Origin of the sequence: Xanthomonas sp. NCPPB 3583 (assembly GCF_041475715.2) — a bacterium.
GTDB lineage: Bacteria > Pseudomonadota > Gammaproteobacteria > Xanthomonadales > Xanthomonadaceae > Xanthomonas > Xanthomonas euvesicatoria.
Map to the genome: position 1 here is coordinate 917,817 of NZ_CM191263.1, position 18,581 is coordinate 936,397.

An 18,581-nucleotide genomic window follows, 5' to 3' on the forward strand; every position below is an offset into this window, starting at 1 on the left:
GCGAATCCCCAATCCCATTCCCCAATCCCGGCTCAAGAGGACACTGACATGGCACATTTCGAACTGATTGAAAAAATGGCTCCCAACGCGGTCATCAAGGTGGTTGGCGTCGGCGGCGGCGGTGGCAATGCCGTTGCGCACATGGTCAACACCAACGTCGACGGCGTGGAATTCATCACCGCCAATACCGACTCGCAGGCCATCAAGAACTGCGGCGCCAAGCTGCAGCTGCAGCTCGGCACCAACGTCACCAAGGGCCTGGGCGCAGGCGCGAATCCGGAAGTCGGCCGTCAGGCCGCGCTGGAAGATCGCGAGCGCATCATGGACGCGCTGCAGGGTGCGGACATGGTCTTCATCACCGCCGGCATGGGCGGCGGCACCGGTACCGGTGCGGCACCGGTCGTTGCGCAGCTGGCCAAGGAAATGGGCATCCTGACCGTGGCCGTGGTCACCAAGCCGTTCCCGTTCGAAGGCCGTCGCCGCATGCAGGTGGCGCTGAAGGGCATCGAGGAACTGAGCCAGCATTGCGATTCGCTGATCACCATTCCCAATGAAAAGCTGATCACCGTGCTGGGCCGCAACGCCACCATGATCCAGGCGTTCCGCGCTGCCAACGACGTGCTGCAGGGCGCCGTGCAGGGTATCGCCGACCTGATCGTGCGTCCGGGCCTGATCAACGTCGACTTCGCCGACGTGCGCACCGTGATGTCGGAAATGGGCCTGGCCATGATGGGCACCGGTTCGGCACGCGGCGACGATCGCGCGCAGGCCGCTGCCGAAGCCGCCATCCAGAACCCGCTGCTGGACGACGTGAACCTGGCCGGTGCCAACGGCATCCTGGTCAACATCACCGCCGGCCCGGATTTCACCATGTCCGAGTTCGACGAGATCGGCCGCACCATCGAAGCGTTCGCGTCGGAAGATGCCACCGTGGTCGTCGGTACCGTGCTCGACCCGGACATGCAGGACGAAGTGCGCGTGACCGTGGTGGCCACCGGCCTGAACCGCGCGGTTGCCCGCCAGGCCCAGCGTCCGGACCAGCGCGCGCCGATCAAGCTGGTGCGCAACGCCACCACCGGCCAGCCGGAATTCGGCGACTTCGACACCACCAGCGGCGATGCGGTGTCCAAGGCCGTGGGCGGCAGCATGGGGCTGGGCCTGCGCCGTCCGAGCAGCGACTCGGTCGGCAGCGGCAGCCACAACAGCGGCGGCTCCTCGACGCCGGCGGCAGACCTGCCCAACGATTACCTGGATATCCCGGCGTTCCTGCGCCGCCAGGCCGACTGAGGATCGTCGGCTGCGTCGCTACGGTGACGTAGCCCGTCCGCCCGGGGCCCGCTTCGGGTTGTACTGCCATGTCATGTCATTCCTGCCGGATCGGTGCCGATCCGGCAGCTTTTGTTATCGCGTGACTGACTGATTACGGTTGCCGTCACGCGCGACTTGTTAAAATTCGGATAATCTCAGCGGATTAGACAGTCGGTTCAGCGTCTGTCTGCATTGTTCATCCAGACTTCGCATATGACCCAGCAACGCACTCTCAAGAACACCATTCGCGCCACCGGCGTCGGCCTGCACAGTGGCGACAAGGTGTACATGACGTTACGGCCGGCTCCGGTCGATCATGGCGTGGTGTTCCGACGGGTGGACCTGGAACCGGTCGTCGAAGTCCCCGCAGATGCCGAACTGGTCACCGAGACCACGCTGTGCACCGGGCTGACCTGTAACGGCGCCAAGATCCAGACCGTCGAACATCTGATGTCCGCATTGGCGGGCCTGGGTGTGGACAACGTCATCGTCGAACTGTCTTCGGCCGAGTTGCCGATCATGGATGGCTCGTCCGGCCCGTTCGTGTTCCTGCTGCAGTCGGCAGGCATCGTCGAACAGAGCAAGCCCAAGCGCTTCATCCGGATCAAGCAGACGGTAGAAGTGCGCGACGGCGACAAGGTGGCGCGTTTTGAGCCCTACGAGGGCTACAAGCTCGGCTTCACCATCGAATTCAATCACCCGATGATTCCGGCCAAGCAGTCGCGCCAGGAAATCGAGTTCTCCACCTCGGCGTACGTCAAGGAAATTTCGCGCGCGCGCACCTTCGGTTTCATGCGCGACCTCGAGTACATGCGCGAGCGCAATCTGGGCCTGGGCGGTTCGATGGACAACGCCATCGTGCTGGACGAGTTCCGAGTGCTCAACGAAGACGGCCTGCGCTACACCAACGAATTCGTGCGGCACAAGATTCTGGACGCCATCGGCGACCTGTATCTGGCTGGCGGCGCCATCCTCGGCGCCTACGAAGGCTTCAAGTCCGGCCACGCCCTCAACAACAAACTGGTGCGTGCGCTCCTGGCCGACCAGACCGCCTGGGAATGGGTCAGCTTCCCGGAAGGCACCGAACAACCACCGGTCACCTACGCCAGCCCCGTCTACGCCTGATGTCAGGGAATGCCCTGGTTGGCGTTCAAAGTGTGAACGCGCTCGAATTTCAGGCCCTTTCTTAACATTTATTTAAGACTTCTCTAACTCCTGCGGGCCACATGCCCGCTAGGATGCGTCGGGTCGTGTGCGGTCTTCGCAACGCTTTCACGCACTGGCGGCCGCTCCGGATGGGCGGCATGGCTTCACCGTTTGGTCGGTAACACGTCCTGTAGAGAAGCCAACGCGTCGCGCAAGCCTTTGTGCGTCGCCTCGGAAACAGGTTTAGGACGGTCGCGGTTCTGCTGCGTTGGGGAATGCAGCGGCACGGTTGCGGTCTTGACGGTCACCGCGGTGGCCTTCAGTCCGACGGATCGGGCGGCATCCAGGATTTGGGTTTCGGCAAGCCGCACCTTGGCATGCCAGACCGGCGAATCCACCAGAAAAACGAGCTGTTCGCCTCGGACATTGGCCAACCGGCAACGGGTCGCCAGATGAGGTGGTAACAGGGGGCGCAACTGCCGGTCCAGCGCATCGAGCCACAAGGCTCGGCGCAAGGGGTCGCCAGCCTTTTCCCCCAGCGCGGCCTCGATGGCCGGTTGTGGAGTGGAAGGGTTGCGTGCGTTGGACTTGGGCTTGGACATGACACTCATATGGCGTTGAAAAAAGTTGTAATCAAATCGCGGCAGACCCGGGCGCAGCGTGTGGCCCGACAGTTCCAGGACTTTGCAGCGGATCGACCGATGGTGGTGCTTGGCGCGGTACTGGGCCTGGGCATGTTGATCGGCGTCGGTGCCAGCACCGCCACCGGCATGGTGACCAATTCGGCGCTGCAGGCCAAGGTTGCGCAGCAGCAGGCCGAGCTGGCCCAGGCGCAGCGCGCCTCGCAGGCGCAGGTCAATGCACTGGCCGCCCGGCTGGGCGAGCTGCAGGCACAGGCCACCCGCCTCAACGCGTTGGGCGAGCGCCTGACCGAAATGGGCAAGTTGAAGGACGGCGAGTTCGACTTCGACGAGCCGGTCGGCGTCGGTGGCGGCGATGAGCCGGTCAGCGACATGCCGGTGAAAGACCTCAAGGAGACGCTCGGGCAAGTGGAGCAGCAGTTCTCCGCCTCCGGCCAGCAATTGAACGTGCTGGCCTCGCTGATGTTCGATCATCAGCTGGAGCAGAATTCGGTGCCCTCGCGGATGCCGATCCGCAACACCTACATCACCTCCGGTTTCGGCGGCCGCGCCGATCCGTTCGACGGTGGTTCGGCCTTCCACAAGGGCGTGGACTTCCATGCCAACGTGGGCGACCCGGTGCTGTCGGTGGCCGATGGCGTGGTCAGCTACGCCGGCGTACGCGGCGGTTACGGCAACGTGGTCGAAGTGGATCACGGCAATGGCTATGTGACCCGCTACGCGCACAACTCGCGCCTGGTGGTGAAGGTGGGCGATCTGGTGCGCGCCGGCCAGCAGGTCGCGCGTGCCGGTTCCAGCGGCCGCTCCACCGGTGCACACGTGCATTTCGAGGTCTGGGCGGATGGGCGCGTGGTCAATCCGCGCAAATTCCTGGGCGAAGCCACGCCGGTGGGACGTCAGGGGCGCGGTTGACGGGGGCGCGGGCCGCGCTTGATTCGTGAAGGCCCGCCCCAAGCTACAATAGGGTGTTGCCATCGACAGGGCGCAGTGCGCCCTGTTTCGTTTACGGCGGTCGGGTCTGTGGGGACCGGCGTCGGTCAAACCGTTCCTTTTCAACCGGTTTCTTCAATGATCAACAGTCTGCTTACCCGTGTCTTTGGCAGTCGTAACGAACGCCAGCTGCGCCAGCTCAACCGCCTCGTCACCCAGATCAATGCGCTGGAGCCGACGATCGAGAAGCTCTCCGACGCCGAGCTGCAAGCCAAGACTCCGGAGTTCAAGCAGCGGCTTGCCGCCGGGCAGTCCCTGGACAAGATTCTTCCCGAAGCCTTCGCGGTATGCCGCGAGGCCAGCCGACGCGTGCTGGGCATGCGCCATTACGACGTGCAGCTGATCGGCGGCATGGTGTTGCACCTGGGCAAGATCGCCGAGATGCGCACCGGCGAAGGCAAGACCCTGGTGGCCACGCTGCCGGTGTACCTCAATGCGCTGCAGGGCGAGGGCGTGCACGTGGTCACGGTCAACGACTACCTGGCGCGCCGCGACGCCGCGCAGATGGGCAAGCTGTACAACTGGCTGGGCCTGAGCGTGGGCGTGGTGTACCCGGGCATGCCGCATAGCGACAAGCGCGAGGCCTACGGCGCCGACATCACCTACGGCACCAACAACGAATTCGGCTTCGATTACCTGCGCGACAACATGGCGCTGTCGCGCGCAGACCGTTACCAGCGCAACCTGCATTACGCGATCGTCGACGAAGTCGACTCGATCCTGATCGACGAAGCGCGCACCCCGCTGATCATCTCCGGCCCGGCCGACGAATCGCCGGAGCTGTACATCCGCGTCAATCGCATCGTGCCGCAGCTGACCAGGCAGGAAAGCGAAGAAGGCGAAGGCGATTTCTGGATCGACGAAAAGGGCAAGCAGGTGCATCTGTCCGAGGCGGGCATGGGCCACGCCGAAGAGTTGCTGTTGCAGGCCGGCATCCTGGAAAACGCCGAAGACGGGCTGTATGCCGCGCAGAACCTGAGCGTGGTGCACCACCTCAACGCGGCGCTGCGCGCGCATGCCATCTATCAGCGCGATGTGGATTACATCGTGCGCGATGGCGAAGTGGTGATCGTGGACGAATTCACCGGCCGCACGCTGTCCGGGCGTCGCTGGTCGGACGGCCTGCACCAGGCGGTCGAAGCGAAGGAGGGCGTGCCGGTCCAGCGCGAGAACCAGACCCTGGCCAGCATCACCTTCCAGAACCTGTTCCGCATGTACAAGAAGCTGTCCGGCATGACCGGTACGGCCGATACCGAAGCCTACGAATTCCAGAGCATCTACGGCCTGGAAGTGGTGGTGATTCCGACCAACCGCCCGACCGTGCGCAAGGACCATCCGGACCAGGTGTTCCTCAACCGCAAGGGCAAGTTCAACGCGGTGCTGGCCGACATCGAAGATTGCGCCAAGCGCGGCCAGCCGGTGCTGGTGGGAACCACCTCGATCGAGACCTCGGAGATGCTGTCCGAGCACCTGCGCAAGGCCGGGGTCAAGCACGAAGTGCTCAACGCCAAGCAGCACGAGCGCGAAGCGACCATCGTGGCCAACGCCGGCCAGCCGGGCGCGGTGACCATCGCCACCAACATGGCCGGTCGCGGTACCGATATCGTGCTGGGTGGCTCGTTGGAATCGGAGTATCACGCCCTCGGCGAAGACGCCAGCGAAGATGCGCGCTTCAAGATCAAGACCGAATGGCAGCGTCGTCATGACGCGGTCAAGGCGGCCGGCGGCCTGCACATCATCGGTACCGAACGCCACGAGTCGCGGCGTATCGACAACCAGCTGCGTGGCCGTGCCGGTCGTCAGGGCGACCCGGGTTCGTCGCGCTTCTATCTGTCGCTGGAAGACAACCTGATGCGCATCTTCGCCTCGGACTGGGTCCAGAAGGCGATGCGCATGATGGGCATGAAGGAAGACGACGTCATCGAAGACCGCCTGGTCAGCCGGCAGATCGAAAAGGCGCAGCGCAAGGTGGAAGCGCACAACTTCGACATCCGCAAGAACCTGCTGGATTTCGACGACGTCAACAACGATCAGCGCAAGGTGATCTATGCCCAGCGCGACGAATTGCTGGACGCCGAGTCGGTCAAGGACAACGTCGACGGAATTCGCGGCGATGTGATCTACGACCTGGTCGCACGCTTCGTGCCGCCCAATTCGGTCGACGAACAGTGGGATCTGAAGGGCCTGGAAGCCACGCTGGAGTCGGAGCTGGGCATGACCTTGTCGCTGACCGACATGGTGCGTGCGCAGGAAGAAATCGACGCCGAGCAGATCGCCGCCAAAGTGCAGACAGCGGTGGATGCGCACTTCGCCGAGAAGGAAGCTGCGATCGGCGCGGACACCATGCGCGCGCTTGAAAAGCACGTGATGCTGACCGTGCTCGACCAGGGCTGGAAGGAGCATCTGGCCAAGATGGATTACCTGCGCCAGGGCATCTACCTGCGCGGTTACGCGCAGAAGCAGCCCAAGCAGGAATACAAGAAGGAAGCCTTCGAGCTGTTCTCCGAGATGCTGGAGAACGTCAAGCGCGAGGTGATCAATCTGCTGGCGCGCGTGCGCATTCGCAGCGAAGAAGAAGTGGCCGAACTGGAAGAGCAGGAACGTCTCCAGGCGCAGGCGCGCTTGATGGCCTCGCAATTCCAGCACCAGGATGTGGGTGGCTACGGCGCCGAGGAGGAAGTGGAGCAGATGCAGGGCGGCAACGCGCCTGTGCCGGTGTCGCAGGTCACCCGCGACGAACCCAAGGTGGGCCGCAACGACCCATGCCCGTGCGGCAGCGGCAAGAAGTACAAGCACTGCCACGGTCAACTCAGCTGAGGCTGAGTTGACCGTGGAGCAGCCCGCTTTGCGGGCTGCTCACCCGCTATCCGCGTTGCCGATAGCGGGCTCACGGCGCTGCTCCCGATCCCCTGCGCCTTCGGCGCGCCCCCTTACCAAGGGGGGCTTTGCTTTCGGAATTATCGCGATGCTTTGCGGGCTACGAGGTTAAGCGGTAAGTGCGGCGTTGATCTGCTGCTCTGAGGCGGAGGTTTGGGATTGGGGATTGGCAATGCCTGTGCAACGCCTGCGTTAGCAAATCCCGAATCTCCGATCCCGGCCTCATTGCGCTGTACCGCTCACTCGCGGCACTCTTGCCGCCATGCCTGATTCTCTTCGATCCATTCACGTCGTTGCCGGCGTGATCACCGACCCCCGCGGGCGCATCCTGCTGACCCGCCGCACCGAAACGCGCGACATGCCTGGCCTGTGGGAATTTCCGGGCGGCAAGCGCGAGCCTGGCGAGACCTCCGAACAAGCGTTGGTGCGCGAGCTCAACGAAGAGCTCGGCATCGAGGCGCAGGTGGGCGATTGGGTGATGGAAGTGCCGCAGCTCTATCCGGACAAGCGGCTGCGCCTGGAAGTACGTCATATCACGAGCTGGAAAGGCAGCCCGCGCGGCCGCGAAGGCCAGGCCATGACCTGGGTGGCGGCAGACAAGCTGGCCCGCTATTCGATGCCGCCGGCCGACGTGCCGGTGGTGGGCGCGCTACGGCAGCCCGACCGTTACCTGATCACGCCCGAGCCGGAGGACGAGGCGCGCTGGCTGGAGGGCCTGGAGCTCGCATTGCACAACGGGATCACCCGGATCCAGCTGCGTGCGCGGCAGCTTGCGCCGGCGCGTTGGCAGGCGTTGTTGCAGCAGGTGATGCGCCTGCGTGGTCGCGCGCGCGCGCAACTGTTGCTCAATCGCGATATCGCGCTGGCTGCGGATCTGGGTATCGGCGTGCATCTGGGATCGGAGCAGCTGGCCGGTCTGCAGGAACGCCCGCTGCCTGCAGACCGACTCGTGGCTGCGTCGTGCCATGGCTTGGACGACCTGCGCCACGCCCAACGGATCGGCTGCGACTTCGCGGTGCTGGGGCCGGTGCAGGCGACCGCGTCGCATCCGGGCGCCACACCGATCGACTGGGACGGTTTCGAGACCTTGCGCGAACAGGTCTGGCTGCCGATCTACGCGCTCGGCGGCATGCAGGGCGAAGATGTGCGTCAGGCGCGCTCGCATGGTGCGCAGGGTATCGCGGCGATCCGCGCGCTCTGGCCGCAATGAGCGCACCGCAGCGTCTGACGGCCGAACCGCCAGCGCAATGCCTTCGATCCCTGTTGCGGCGTGCAGCGGTCCTGCGGTGATCCCGCGCCGCCGGATGCCACGCATACGCTGCTAGAACGTCACCCAGAAGCAGTTGTATTGCCTGCGTAGCCGCAGCACGCTGCGCGCCGGCGTGCCGCTGGCGAGGTTCTGTTCCAGCCGCAGTCCCCAGGGGCGCGGGCGGCTGGGCGGGGTAGGCAGTGGCGCGTCGATGGCGCTGCCATCCAGCGACGATGTGGGCGCGGTGGTGTCGGCGTCCCAGGTGGGGGTGTCGCTTTGCGGATACATCGGCACGATATCCAGCAACGGGCGCTGCACGATGGCTTCCAGCCGGCTCAGCACCTGATTGGCGGCGGCATCGGATTGACCGCTCCACAGGTACAGGCTGGACAGGCGGTTGACGTCGCGGCTGTCCACCGCCAATTGCAGCAACGACACCAGTTCGCTCAGCCGCCGCGGGCAGCCGTAGCGATACAGGCCGGTATCGCCCTGCGGGCGGATGGCAGGCGGTGCGCGGCTGGCCGCGCCGACGTCTTCGCAGCGCCGGTCGGTGAACAGGGTTTGCCCGTCCGGCGCGACGCAGCGATGGATTTCCTGCGCCTGCACGCGCGCGGCGGGACAGGCGCAGAGCAAGAACAGCAGGGGCAGAAGGCGATGCATCGGCGCAGCGTAGCCGGGTAAGCGTGAGCTGGCGACATGCATGCGCGCGGGTGTGCGAGGGCGACGACTGGAATGCGAAGCAGGTGCTCAGCGTCCGAGCAGCTGCAACACCTGCGTGGTCGGCTTGGCCAGATTGAGGGTGTAGAAATGCAATGCCGGCGCGCCACCTGCGATCAGGCGCTGGCACAAGGCCGCCACGACCTCTGCGCCGAAGGCGCGCACTGCGTCGGCGTCGTCGCCGTAGGACTGCATCTTCTTGCCGATCCAGCGTGGAATCTCTGCGCCGCATTGCTCGGAAAACCGCCGCAGCTGCGAGAAATTGGAGATCGGCATGATGCCGGGAATGATCGGTATCTCCACGCCCATCCGCTGCACTGCGTCGCGGAAATGAAAGTAGGCATCGGCGTTGTAGAAATACTGGGTAATGGCCGCATCGGCGCCGGCATCGACCTTGGCCTTGAAATAGCGCAGGTCGCTGAGCGCGTCGGCCGCCTGCGGATGGGTTTCCGGATAGGCGCCGACTTCGATCCGGAACGCGGCGCCGTGCTCGGCGCGGATGAAGGCGATCAGGTCCGAGGCGTAACGCAGGTCGCCCGGATGGCCCATGCCCGACGGCAGGTCGCCACGCAGCGCAACGATGCGGGTGCAGCCGATGGCGCGATACAGCTTGAGCAGCTCGCGGATTTCCTGCCGGCTGCCGCCGACGCAGGACAGGTGCGGCGCCGCTTCGAAGCCATGCTTCTGCTTGAGGTGGCGTACCGTTTCGGAGGTGTAGCTGAGCGTGGAGCCGCCGGCGCCGAAGGTGCACGACACGTACTCCGGCGCGTAGCCCTTCAACCTGGCTGCAGTGCGGTCCAGTTGCGCGCGCTGATCATCGGTCTTGGGCGGGTAGAACTCGAAACTGAGATGCGTCATCGCGGCGGTTCCGGCGGATCGTCTGGCGATAATATCGCTTCATCGCGATGAATGCATATCAGATTGCGACGGTTCCGATGCGCACTGTCGCAGGGCCGGTGAGGGCGGCAGCACGCGGAATGGCAGGTTGGCATAGCCGGCGCGGCCGGCGTCATCGCGCACTTCCACAAACAAGCGGTAATTGCCCGGCGGTGGTGCGACCAAACGCACCTCCTCGCCCGTAGCGCCTGCGCCGTTGCGACCACCGGGCATGCGGTTCGGCGCAATGGCGGCATCGACCAGCGGTGGCAACGTCTCGGGGTCGCCCCCGATGCTGCGCGCGGTGCTTTCGCTGCGCACGTGCCAGTCGTAGCGCAGTACGGATGCGCCGCTGGCACGAATGCGTGCGGTCACGGCCTGGCCCGGGCGAAGGCTCACGCTGTCGGTGGCGCGTTGGCCAGCCAGCGTGAGCGCCGCTACCGTTGGCGCCCTGGTGTCTGGCCATTGGCCGGTCCACAGCAATTGCAATGTGTCCACGCTGGGCGTGGCCTCGCCCGAAGACAGGAACAGGCCATACCAGGTGGGCGTGCGCTCCTGCTTGTCGCCCCACAGGAACACGAACGAGCCCAGCCCCTGGCGGGTGTCGCTGGCGATGTCGCTGCGGTAGCGCTGTTCCAGCAATAGCGCCTTGCGCGTGCTGTCGTCTTCGATCGGTGCGCCCCACGAGGTGGTCGGCGATTCCCAGTGCCCGGTGGGGCCCCATTCGGTGACCACGTATGGGCCGCGCCAACCGCTCTCGTGCAGCTTTTGCGGGAGCGCTGCGATATCGCCGTAGAGCTGCACGGCGATCAGGTCCAGTGCCGGCGCGCGCGTCTTGAGTTGGTCGATGAGTTGCTTGTCGAAACCGGCCAGCGTGGTGGTGACCGGATGATCCGGGTCGATGGCATGGATCGCCTCGGCGATCTCGCCGACCGCATTCCAGACCTTGGGATTGGTGTAATCCAGATTGAGCTCGTTACCGACCACCCACATCAGCACCGCCGGATGCGCCGCCGATTGCCGTACCTGCGCAAGGATGCGTTGCAGTTGCTGTTTCACTGCCGTTGCATCGTCGTAATCGAAGCCATGCCGCTGGTTGCCGACCTCGATGCCGACCGCCACTTTCAGGCCGTTGCCTTGTGCGCGATCGAGCAGGGCGCGCTGGCGTTGCGGGTCCGGATCCACGCGCCAGGTGCGCAACGCGTTGCCGCCGCGTGCGGCCAGCGTTTCCATGCTGCCATTGCCCAGGCCGGCACCCTTGATCACGAAGGGAGCGCCATCCACCAACAGGCGGTAGCCGTCTGCTTCCTGCGCAATGCGCACCTGCGCCGCGCTGACCTGCGTGCTCGCGACCAGTGCGAACACGCAGACGGCGATGACACGCGCATTGCATGACAGTTGCATGGCGACTCCTGGTGGTCAGCAAGGCACCAGCATAGGCCGGGATACCGTGATGCGGGCGGCCGCGCAGCATCTGCCTGGTTGGGGTTGCTTGCGGTCAATCGCATCCGGTTCTGGGGACTGGGTTGCAATCGCGCGCCGCTTGCCTGCTTGAAGTTGCTGCGCATTCGGTGAGCGCAGCGCTTTGCGCCATTGGGCTGCAATGCGACATGCAGGAAGAGGTTGGCGAAGACCGCTTGTCCAACGCACATGGTGTCCTTCGAACATTACGCAGTACCGCGGCGTTGTCGAAGACCCACCATCGCTGGCTTGCCGCTGCCGTGGCAATGCCTGCTGGAAACCGTGGAGTGCATCTGCGCCGGGCGTTGACGCCTGCACGCCTACACTGGGCGCACTTTCCATGGAGCGCTTTCATGAGCGATACCACGATGACCGCCATCGCCATCCGCGATGGCAAGGGCGACGCCGACGCGCTGTACGCCACCGAACAACCGCGCCCGCGTCCGGCACCGGGGCAGGTGCTGATCCGCGTGCATGCCGCCGGCATCAATCGCCCGGATCTGCTGCAACGCGCCGGGCACTACCCGCCGCCACCTGGCGCGCCGGAAACGCTGGGGCTGGAAATCGCCGGCGAAATCGTCGAGCCGGCTGGTCGCTGGAAGGGGGGCGAGCGCGTGTGCGCGCTGCTGGGTGGCGGTGGCTACGCGCAATACGCCGCCGTCGATGCGCGTCACGTATTGCCCATTCCCGCCGGCATGGATCTGATGCACGCCGCCGCGTTACCGGAAACCATCTTCACTGCCTATGCCAATCTGTTCGAACACGGCCGGCTCGCGGCAGGCCAATGGCTGCTGTTGCATGGTGCGACCTCGGGCATCGGCGTTACGGCGATCCAGATGTCCAAGGCGGCGGGCGCGCACGTGCTGGCCACCGCGCGCTCGGCCAGCAAGGCGGCACAGGCGCGCGAGTTGGGCGCCGATGTGGCGATCGATTCCACCACTGCGTCGTTTGTCGAGGTGGCCAAGGCGCACGGCGGCGTGGATGTTGCGCTCGACATGGTGGGCGCTGCGGTCTTCGCCGACACCCTGGAAGCGCTCAACCCGCGCGGACGCATCGTCTACATCGCCTCGCAGGCCGGCGCCACCATCGAGGTGCCGATTCCGGTGCTGATGCGCAAGCAGGCGGTCATCACCGGCTCGACGCTACGCCCGCGCAATGCAGACGAAAAAGCCCGGCTGGCGGCGGAAGTGGAGCGCGTGGTGTGGCCATGGATCGAGCAGGGCAAGCTGCGCGTACTGCTCGACAAGCGCTTCCCGCTGAGCGAAGCGGCTGCGGCGCATCGTTACCTGGAGCAGGGCAGTCACCTGGGCAAGGTGGTGCTGGAGATGTAGCACGTAGCACTGGACTCAACCAGCTCGGCGCCAGCGGCTGCAGGCGCCGTGCGCCCGGCGATCGACAAGCGCCGGCCGCGCCACCGCGCAATCGCACAGCTACCTCGGCACGAGGTTCGCGTGGCAGTTCGCGGCCGCATCGTTTTACGCACACAGAGTTCGCACTGTTGCGCCTGAAACCACTGCCGCCTCGTGAGAATCCGCAGCCTGTTAACTCACGATCAATGGCGGCACACGAATGATGACGCGCTCTTTCTCTCAGGCCGTCCTGGCTTGCGCCGTCGCACTGGGTATGACCGGTGTCGCGCAGGCAGCCGAACAGGCACCTGCGCAACTCGCCGTCGGTGGCGCGCTGGCGCCGCAACGCATCCTGCAGGTGGGGTTGGTGCTCAAGCCGCAGGTGACCATGCGTCAGCAACAAGCGGCGGTGGAGCAGTGGTTGACCCGCGATGGCGGCGATCCGCTGTTGCGCGGCCAACTGGCACGCGCATCGGCTGCTTCCACCCGCGATATCGCACAGGTCAAGGCCTATCTGAGCCGGTATGGCATCACCGATGTACGCCCGGCCGTCGATGGCCGCCTGCTGCAGGTTCGCGCGACAGCGACGGCATTGCAGGCTGCCCTTGGCACCCCGCTGCGGGCAGTGAGTGCCGATGGCCGCCTCGGCGTTGCCGCTGCTCAGGGCACGGTCGCAGTGCCGGCCGGCTTGCAGGCGGTGGTGCAAGGTGTGGTTGGCCTGGACGGCACGGCCGGCGCCAAGGTCACCCCGCACGGGGCGCCGCTGAGCGCCGCGCGCACATCGTTGTTGAACAGCAGCGCCGTGACGGCCGCCAACAGCGGCGGCGGCGCAGAAGTCGTGCGCCACAGCATCGAAGAGCTCAATAGCGCGTACGGCGCCGATACGCTGGCACCGGCCAGCGATATCGTCGGTGCGGTCATTGCCGCCGGCAATCTGGAAAATACCCTCGCGCGGCTGCAGAGCTTCCAGGACCTGCACGGCCTGCACACCCCGGTCACGGTGGTGACCGTGGGCGACCCTAGCGCGCCGGGTTACCAGTCCGATGCCGCCAGCAAGGATTCGGAAGTCGAGTGGGACATGGATACCCAGTTGCTGGTCGGCAGCGCCGGCGGGTTGAAGCGCCTGATCATCTACAACATCCCGGACTTTTCCTGGAAGAGCATGATCGATGGCATGGCGCGCGCGGCCGACGACAACCTGGCCCGCGTGGTCAGCATGTCGATCTATGGGCAGGAAATCCAGGTCAACGACGCGGTCTTCCAGGCCATGGACGCCAGCCTGACCAAGGCGGTGCGTCAGGGGCAGAACTTCCTGATCTGCAGCGGCGACGACGGCGTCTACCTGCCGCTGAGCGCACGCGCCAACGCGCCTTATTACGACACGCTGGCGGGGCGCCCGGACCTGCGCCAGGTCGGTTGGCCGGCTTCGCACCGCTACGCGATTGCGGTGGGCGCCACCGAGTTGCTGACCCAGGGCGGCAACCCCGGCAGCTACGCCTCCGAGCGCGTCTGGAATGCCGGTGTCGGCCGCCACCTCAGCCAGGGCGGCCTCAGCAAGATTGCCTATGCGCCGCAGTGGCAGCGCACCCTGCTGCCGGGGCAGACGGCCTCCGGCTACCGCGCTGTGCCCGACGTCAGCTTCAATGGCTCGTTCTACAGCAGTGCGCAGATCCGCGGCACCGATGCGCAAGGGAACGAGGCTGCCTGGTATGTGTGGGGGACCAGTGCCGCCACCCCGACCTTCGCCGGCTATATCGCCCGGCTGTTGCAGTCGCATCCCACTCTGGGCTTCGTCGCGCCGCAGATCTATCAGTACGCGAGCCAGCGTCACGATGCGCAGCGCGCCCATGACGTGGTGGTCGGCAGCAATGGCCTGTATCGCGATGGATACAACGCGAGCTACGGTTGGGACTTCGCGTCGGGTTGGGGCAGCATGAACATCGGCGACTTCGACCGTTTCCTGACGCAGGCAGCGCCATGACCTTCACTGCGCATGGCGAGCTCGCTGTCGCTGCGCATTAACCCACCGATATTCCAACGTTGCGTAGCGGCGGTGCTGGTTACCGTGGCGGCGTACAGTCGACCACCGCTTCGATGTGGTGGCCGTCCGGGTCGATGACGAACGCGGTGTAATAGTCATCGCCATAATCCGGTCGCAAGCCGGGTGCGCCATTGCAGTGACCGCCGTGCCGTAGCGCGGCTCGGTGAAACGCGTCCACGGCGGACGCGTCGGTGGCGGCAAATGCCAGATGGAATCCGACCCCCGGGGCACATTGCGTTGCCTGGCGTTGTTTCAACGCCAGGCAATCCTCGCCACCGGGCCTGCCATCGCCGACCGCCTGGTCGAGCGTGCCTGGCTCCAGATCGGACCACACCCGCACATAGCCAGGCGCACCCAGCGTTGCGTCGAAAAATTCGGCGGATATCTCGATCGTACGAACGCCCAGCGAAACGTGATGCAACATCGGTGCAGCCTTCGATGGCGACGGCACAGCGGCGTGCCGGCAGCGATACTTGTCTGCACGCGCGCCGGCGTCAATCGCATGCTGCAAAAGAGGCTAGTGGCGTGTGGTCGAGCACCGCCAATTCCAACCGCCGCGCCGACAACGTCTGCAGCCGTCGCGCATTGTCTTCGTGGCGCAACTGAGCAGGCCCGGTAGGCAGCGGCTGGCATACAGGTATAGCAAAACAAGCAGGAGAGATGTCTCGCAGTGGGCTGCACGCTGACCGTACACTGCGCCGTCGCGTGCGCTCTCCGCATCGCGCCGCTGCAGCATTGGCCTGGCAGTGTGCGTGCAGGCGTTCGCATCGGTGGCCACCCCTACCAGCACGAAGGTTTCGATGAAGCATCCAGACGCATTGCGTATCGCCCTTGTCGGGATCGGCAAGATCGCCCGCGACCAGCACGTGCCGACCATCGCCGCGCGCGACGATGTGCAGCTGGTGGCCACCGTGAGCCGGCATGGCACGGTCGACGGTGTGCCTGCCTATCACACCCTGGAAGACGCATTTGCCGCCCAGCCGCAGATCGAAGCGGTGGCCTTGTGCACGCCACCGGTCGGACGGCACGCTTTGGCGCAGGCCGCGTTGATGGCCGGCCGCCATGTGTTTCTGGAGAAGCCGCCGGCTGCCACGCTCGCCGAAATTCATGACCTGCAGGACGTGGCGCGGCGTGCGCAACGTAGCCTGTTCACCAGCTGGCATTCGCGTTGCGCAGCCGGTGTCGAGCCTGCCCGTGCATGGTTGGCCGACAAGCAACTCGTGCGCGCGCACATCACCTGGAAGGAAGACATTCGCCACTGGCATCCGGGCCAGGACTGGATTCTGGAACCTGGCGGCATGGGGGTGTTCGACCCCGGCATCAATGCGCTCTCCATCGTGACCCATCTGCTGCCGCGCAGCTTGGCGCTGCGCGACGCCGAGCTGCATACCCCGGAAAACCGCCAGGCGCCGCTGTATGCCAGGCTCGCATTCGTCGACACCGCAGGACTCCCGGTAACGGCCGAATTCGATTTCCTGCAGACCGGCCACCAGCGCTGGGACATCGAAGTGGAAACCACCGCGGGCCTGCTCATGCTCAGCGAAGGCGGGGCCAAGTTGAGCATCGATGGGCAACTTAAGGCGCTGCCAGCGTCCAGCGAATACGACGGCTTGTACGGGCGCTTCGTGCAGCTGGTGCGCGCGGGCCAATCGGAAGTGGATATTGCACCGTTCGTGCACGTGGCAGATGCGTTCATGCTCGGCGCACGCCAGGTCACCGCAGCGTTCGCCTGGTAAGTCGTTCTGCCGCTCGCCAACGGTGAACACCGCTGGTCAATGCCAGCGGTCCTGCGGCCGACTGCGATCGATGGAAGCGGGTTCGGGGCACACGGTCGTCCGCCCACCGCGGTGCGCGGTGCGCAGGAAACGGGCCGACTGCAAGGCGTGTTGGCGGTTCATCGATGCGAGTGGGCGTGTACTGCACCCCGCGGCATCCTGGTGCAGTCGATCGGCGCCAGCACGTAAAGACAACGAAGCCCCCATACGCCGGCTGCGTCGGGGGCTTCGCCTTGATCGCCCTGCGGCGTTGGCGTGCAACGTCGCACGCCAACGTCGCAGTCACCATTTCAAACGATGGGAGCACTGCAACGTAGTGCCACCGCCATGCTGTGGTGGCTGCTCAGCGGCGCCACATGCGCGCCCCGCGCGCCGGCAGGGTAAAGGTGTACGAGCTGCTGGAAATGCGCACCACGTTGCCCGAGCCCAACGCGTCCACGTAGTCGGCATTCCAGTACAACACGCTGTTGTTCATTCCCACCGTGGTGGTGACCGGGTTGCCGCACTTATTGATGCCCACGATGCCTAGGCTGCCGCGACGGAACAGGATATGGCAGGAGCTGGACGACAAGACCTGCATGTCGGTGCCCTGCACGCCGTTATGGAAGCCGATCATGCGGCGCAGGTCTTCGCGGAGATAGGCGTTGACCCAGCGGTTGTCGCCGCTTTCGTTGTTGTCGGTATAGATCATCGGCATGCCGCCGTTGCGACCGATCAGGTATGCGTAGGCCAGCGTCTCATCCACCGGGTCGAGAATCACGTAGCGGAAGCCGGCGTTGTTGGGAATGTCGTGGGTCACTGCAAAGGTCACGGCGCGATTGCCCGGCAATGCCTGTCCGGACGCGGCGGGGTCCACCAGCTGCTGCATGCTGGCGCCGATCGCGAACGCATTGCGCACCGCATTGAACAACGGAAAGTCGTAGGCTGCATGCGGCGTGGATTGCAGATACGGCGCCAGGAACTGGTCGTAATCGCCATTGCCAGTACCGCCGCCGGTAATCACTTCACCGAAGACATACACACCCGAGCGGATGCCGGCATCGAAGACGCGGTTGAGATGGTCGAAGGTCATGTGCTTGGCCGCATCCACCCGGAAGCCGGTCACGCCAATGCTCTTGAGCGCCTGCAGATAGGCGCGCTGTTGCTGCACCACCCAGTCGTTGCCCACGAGATCCGGCAGGCCTGGATCGCTGCCGCCGCCGCAAATGCGGTAATTACGCACTTGGTAGGCGTCGTTGTAGTTGCTGATGCATTGCGCCGGGCCGAAATCGCTGGCGCTGAGGAAGTTTGACTGCAGCGTGCCGAACAGGCGCAACGAATCGTAACGGCCGGGGTCTGCAGCGTACTGCGACAGCACCACGCTGCCCGGGTAATTGAGGTCTGAACGCGTGGCCGCTTCGTTGGCCATGTGGTTGAACACGATGTCGGCATAGGTTTCCACGCCGTTGTTGGCCAGCGCCTGGACCATCTTCTTGAATGCAGCGGTGTCGCCGAGCGGGTTGTCGATCAGGCGGATGTCCTGGGGTTGATAGCGCGCCCACCAGGCACTTCCTTCGGAGCGGTACGCGGGGGCGACCAGCACCTTGCGATAGCCTGCATCGGCAATCTGCTTGGCGCGCGCTTCGACGGTGGCATATGGCCAGTTGAAGGCATGCAGGATGACATCGGCCTGCGCGTTGGCGGTGGTCAGCAGCAGGACCAATGCGGTCAGCAAGAGACGTGCACCGCGTTGTATCAGGGAAGGTGGGGCATGAGCAGGCGTGTTGCGCATCGGATCGATCTCCAGTGGTAAGCGCAGGCCGACGCGCAGTGCGCGATGCCCGCATCAAGGCTTCCGGCCCCTGTTCCGGAAAGCGCGCGCACGGCGTGCAGCGCGCGGTGATGCTAAGCGCGCATCGCGGCGCAGCATGGAGGTTGTGCATACGTATTCACTGCAGCGGGCCAGCAAACTGGGCGCCGGGTTGGGCGCCAACGGCGCGATTGGTCGCAAAAATCAGGGAACCACGCGGCCGTTGCGATCTCGCCTGCACTTGCCTTGTCACATCAAGGCTTGGCGATAGGCAATGCTCATCCTTACCATGCTGCGCGTGCAACGTGGCCGGCGCAATCTCGCTAGACCGTCGCGGGTGACACAGATCAGCTGCTTCGCTG

Annotated in this window: 14 protein-coding genes; 8 read left to right on the plus strand and 6 right to left on the minus strand. The window is 65.1% G+C overall.

The features are described 5' to 3' along the window. Positions 1 to 48: 48 nt before the first annotated feature. Positions 49 to 1,287 carry a cell division protein FtsZ gene (gene ftsZ / locus ACCQ07_RS04015; protein WP_218196040.1) on the plus strand — a complete coding sequence of 413 codons (1,239 nt, stop codon included), beginning with the start codon at positions 49 to 51 and terminating at the stop codon, positions 1,285 to 1,287. 234 nt (positions 1,288 to 1,521) lie between these two features. Continuing rightward, positions 1,522 to 2,433, plus strand: a complete 912-nt coding sequence (gene lpxC, locus ACCQ07_RS04020) for a UDP-3-O-acyl-N-acetylglucosamine deacetylase (protein ID WP_008571811.1) — start codon at positions 1,522 to 1,524, stop codon at positions 2,431 to 2,433. A gap of 185 nt (positions 2,434 to 2,618) precedes the next feature. On the opposite strand, the gene ACCQ07_RS04025 is transcribed toward lpxC, so the two are convergent. Further along, positions 2,619 to 3,065: a DciA family protein gene (locus ACCQ07_RS04025; protein ID WP_008571812.1), complete on the minus strand. Its 447-nt coding sequence runs from the start codon at positions 3,063 to 3,065 to the stop codon at positions 2,619 to 2,621. Between ACCQ07_RS04025 and ACCQ07_RS04030 the strand changes: the two genes are divergently transcribed. From ACCQ07_RS04030 to ACCQ07_RS04040, 3 genes are all read left to right on the plus strand, one after another. After that, the gene (locus tag ACCQ07_RS04030) at positions 3,066 to 4,007 is read left to right on the plus strand and encodes a M23 family metallopeptidase (RefSeq protein ID WP_011346427.1); all 942 of its coding nucleotides are present in this window, start codon (positions 3,066 to 3,068) and stop codon (positions 4,005 to 4,007) included. 156 nt (positions 4,008 to 4,163) lie between these two features. Next, positions 4,164 to 6,902 (plus strand): preprotein translocase subunit SecA, encoded by a 2,739-nt coding sequence (gene secA, locus ACCQ07_RS04035; RefSeq protein ID WP_014089396.1) that lies wholly within the window; start codon positions 4,164 to 4,166, stop codon positions 6,900 to 6,902. Between the two features lie 322 nt (positions 6,903 to 7,224). After that, positions 7,225 to 8,172: a Nudix family hydrolase gene (locus ACCQ07_RS04040; RefSeq protein ID WP_372165239.1), complete on the plus strand. Its 948-nt coding sequence runs from the start codon at positions 7,225 to 7,227 to the stop codon at positions 8,170 to 8,172. Positions 8,173 to 8,283: 111 nt separating this feature from the next. Here ACCQ07_RS04040 and ACCQ07_RS04045 read toward each other — a convergent pair whose 3' ends face one another. The 3 genes from ACCQ07_RS04045 to ACCQ07_RS04055 are packed head-to-tail and all read right to left on the minus strand — an operon-like array spanning position 8,284 to position 11,208. Continuing rightward, the gene (locus tag ACCQ07_RS04045) at positions 8,284 to 8,913 is read right to left on the minus strand and encodes a hypothetical protein (protein WP_014089397.1); all 630 of its coding nucleotides are present in this window, start codon (positions 8,911 to 8,913) and stop codon (positions 8,284 to 8,286) included. A gap of 45 nt (positions 8,914 to 8,958) precedes the next feature. After that, on the minus strand, positions 8,959 to 9,786 hold the full coding sequence (gene metF / locus ACCQ07_RS04050; RefSeq protein ID WP_008573251.1) for a methylenetetrahydrofolate reductase [NAD(P)H]: 828 nt from the start codon (positions 9,784 to 9,786) through the stop codon (positions 8,959 to 8,961). 39 nt (positions 9,787 to 9,825) lie between these two features. Beyond that, on the minus strand, positions 9,826 to 11,208 hold the full coding sequence (locus ACCQ07_RS04055) for a glycoside hydrolase family 2 TIM barrel-domain containing protein (RefSeq protein WP_071117836.1): 1,383 nt from the start codon (positions 11,206 to 11,208) through the stop codon (positions 9,826 to 9,828). A gap of 410 nt (positions 11,209 to 11,618) precedes the next feature. Here ACCQ07_RS04055 and ACCQ07_RS04060 point away from each other — a divergent pair, with 410 nt between their 5' ends. Continuing rightward, positions 11,619 to 12,596, plus strand: coding sequence for an NAD(P)H-quinone oxidoreductase (locus ACCQ07_RS04060; protein WP_372165243.1), 978 nt, complete (start codon positions 11,619 to 11,621; stop codon positions 12,594 to 12,596). Positions 12,597 to 12,834: 238 nt separating this feature from the next. After that, positions 12,835 to 14,595 (plus strand): S53 family peptidase, encoded by a 1,761-nt coding sequence (locus tag ACCQ07_RS04065; RefSeq protein ID WP_372363812.1) that lies wholly within the window; start codon positions 12,835 to 12,837, stop codon positions 14,593 to 14,595. 79 nt (positions 14,596 to 14,674) lie between these two features. On the opposite strand, the gene ACCQ07_RS04070 is transcribed toward ACCQ07_RS04065, so the two are convergent. Next, positions 14,675 to 15,079, minus strand: a complete 405-nt coding sequence (locus ACCQ07_RS04070) for a VOC family protein (RefSeq protein ID WP_372358099.1) — start codon at positions 15,077 to 15,079, stop codon at positions 14,675 to 14,677. A 376-nt stretch (positions 15,080 to 15,455) separates the two neighbouring features. Here ACCQ07_RS04070 and ACCQ07_RS04075 point away from each other — a divergent pair, with 376 nt between their 5' ends. Further along, the gene (locus tag ACCQ07_RS04075) at positions 15,456 to 16,391 is read left to right on the plus strand and encodes a Gfo/Idh/MocA family protein (protein WP_029818690.1); all 936 of its coding nucleotides are present in this window, start codon (positions 15,456 to 15,458) and stop codon (positions 16,389 to 16,391) included. A gap of 382 nt (positions 16,392 to 16,773) precedes the next feature. Here the strand turns inward: ACCQ07_RS04075 and ACCQ07_RS04080 are convergent, their stop codons facing one another. After that, complete coding sequence (locus ACCQ07_RS04080) at positions 16,774 to 18,144, minus strand: alpha-amylase family protein (RefSeq protein ID WP_372363813.1); 1,371 nt, start codon at positions 18,142 to 18,144, stop codon at positions 16,774 to 16,776. Positions 18,145 to 18,581 lie beyond the last annotated feature (437 nt).

Excerpts from the sequence above, each read along its gene's own strand:
- ftsZ (WP_218196040.1), top strand. The coding sequence starts at position 49 with ATGGCACATTTCGAACTGATTGAAAAAATGGCTCCCAACGCGGTCATC.
- lpxC (WP_008571811.1), top strand. The coding sequence starts at position 1,522 with ATGACCCAGCAACGCACTCTCAAGAACACCATTCGCGCCACCGGCGTC.
- ACCQ07_RS04025 (WP_008571812.1), bottom strand. The coding sequence starts at position 3,065 with ATGAGTGTCATGTCCAAGCCCAAGTCCAACGCACGCAACCCTTCCACT.
- ACCQ07_RS04030 (WP_011346427.1), top strand. The coding sequence starts at position 3,066 with ATGGCGTTGAAAAAAGTTGTAATCAAATCGCGGCAGACCCGGGCGCAG.
- secA (WP_014089396.1), top strand. The coding sequence starts at position 4,164 with ATGATCAACAGTCTGCTTACCCGTGTCTTTGGCAGTCGTAACGAACGC.
- ACCQ07_RS04040 (WP_372165239.1), top strand. The coding sequence starts at position 7,225 with ATGCCTGATTCTCTTCGATCCATTCACGTCGTTGCCGGCGTGATCACC.
- ACCQ07_RS04045 (WP_014089397.1), bottom strand. The coding sequence starts at position 8,913 with ATGCATGTCGCCAGCTCACGCTTACCCGGCTACGCTGCGCCGATGCAT.
- metF (WP_008573251.1), bottom strand. The coding sequence starts at position 9,786 with ATGACGCATCTCAGTTTCGAGTTCTACCCGCCCAAGACCGATGATCAG.
- ACCQ07_RS04055 (WP_071117836.1), bottom strand. The coding sequence starts at position 11,208 with ATGCAACTGTCATGCAATGCGCGTGTCATCGCCGTCTGCGTGTTCGCA.
- ACCQ07_RS04060 (WP_372165243.1), top strand. The coding sequence starts at position 11,619 with ATGAGCGATACCACGATGACCGCCATCGCCATCCGCGATGGCAAGGGC.
- ACCQ07_RS04065 (WP_372363812.1), top strand. The coding sequence starts at position 12,835 with ATGATGACGCGCTCTTTCTCTCAGGCCGTCCTGGCTTGCGCCGTCGCA.
- ACCQ07_RS04070 (WP_372358099.1), bottom strand. The coding sequence starts at position 15,079 with ATGTTGCATCACGTTTCGCTGGGCGTTCGTACGATCGAGATATCCGCC.
- ACCQ07_RS04075 (WP_029818690.1), top strand. The coding sequence starts at position 15,456 with ATGAAGCATCCAGACGCATTGCGTATCGCCCTTGTCGGGATCGGCAAG.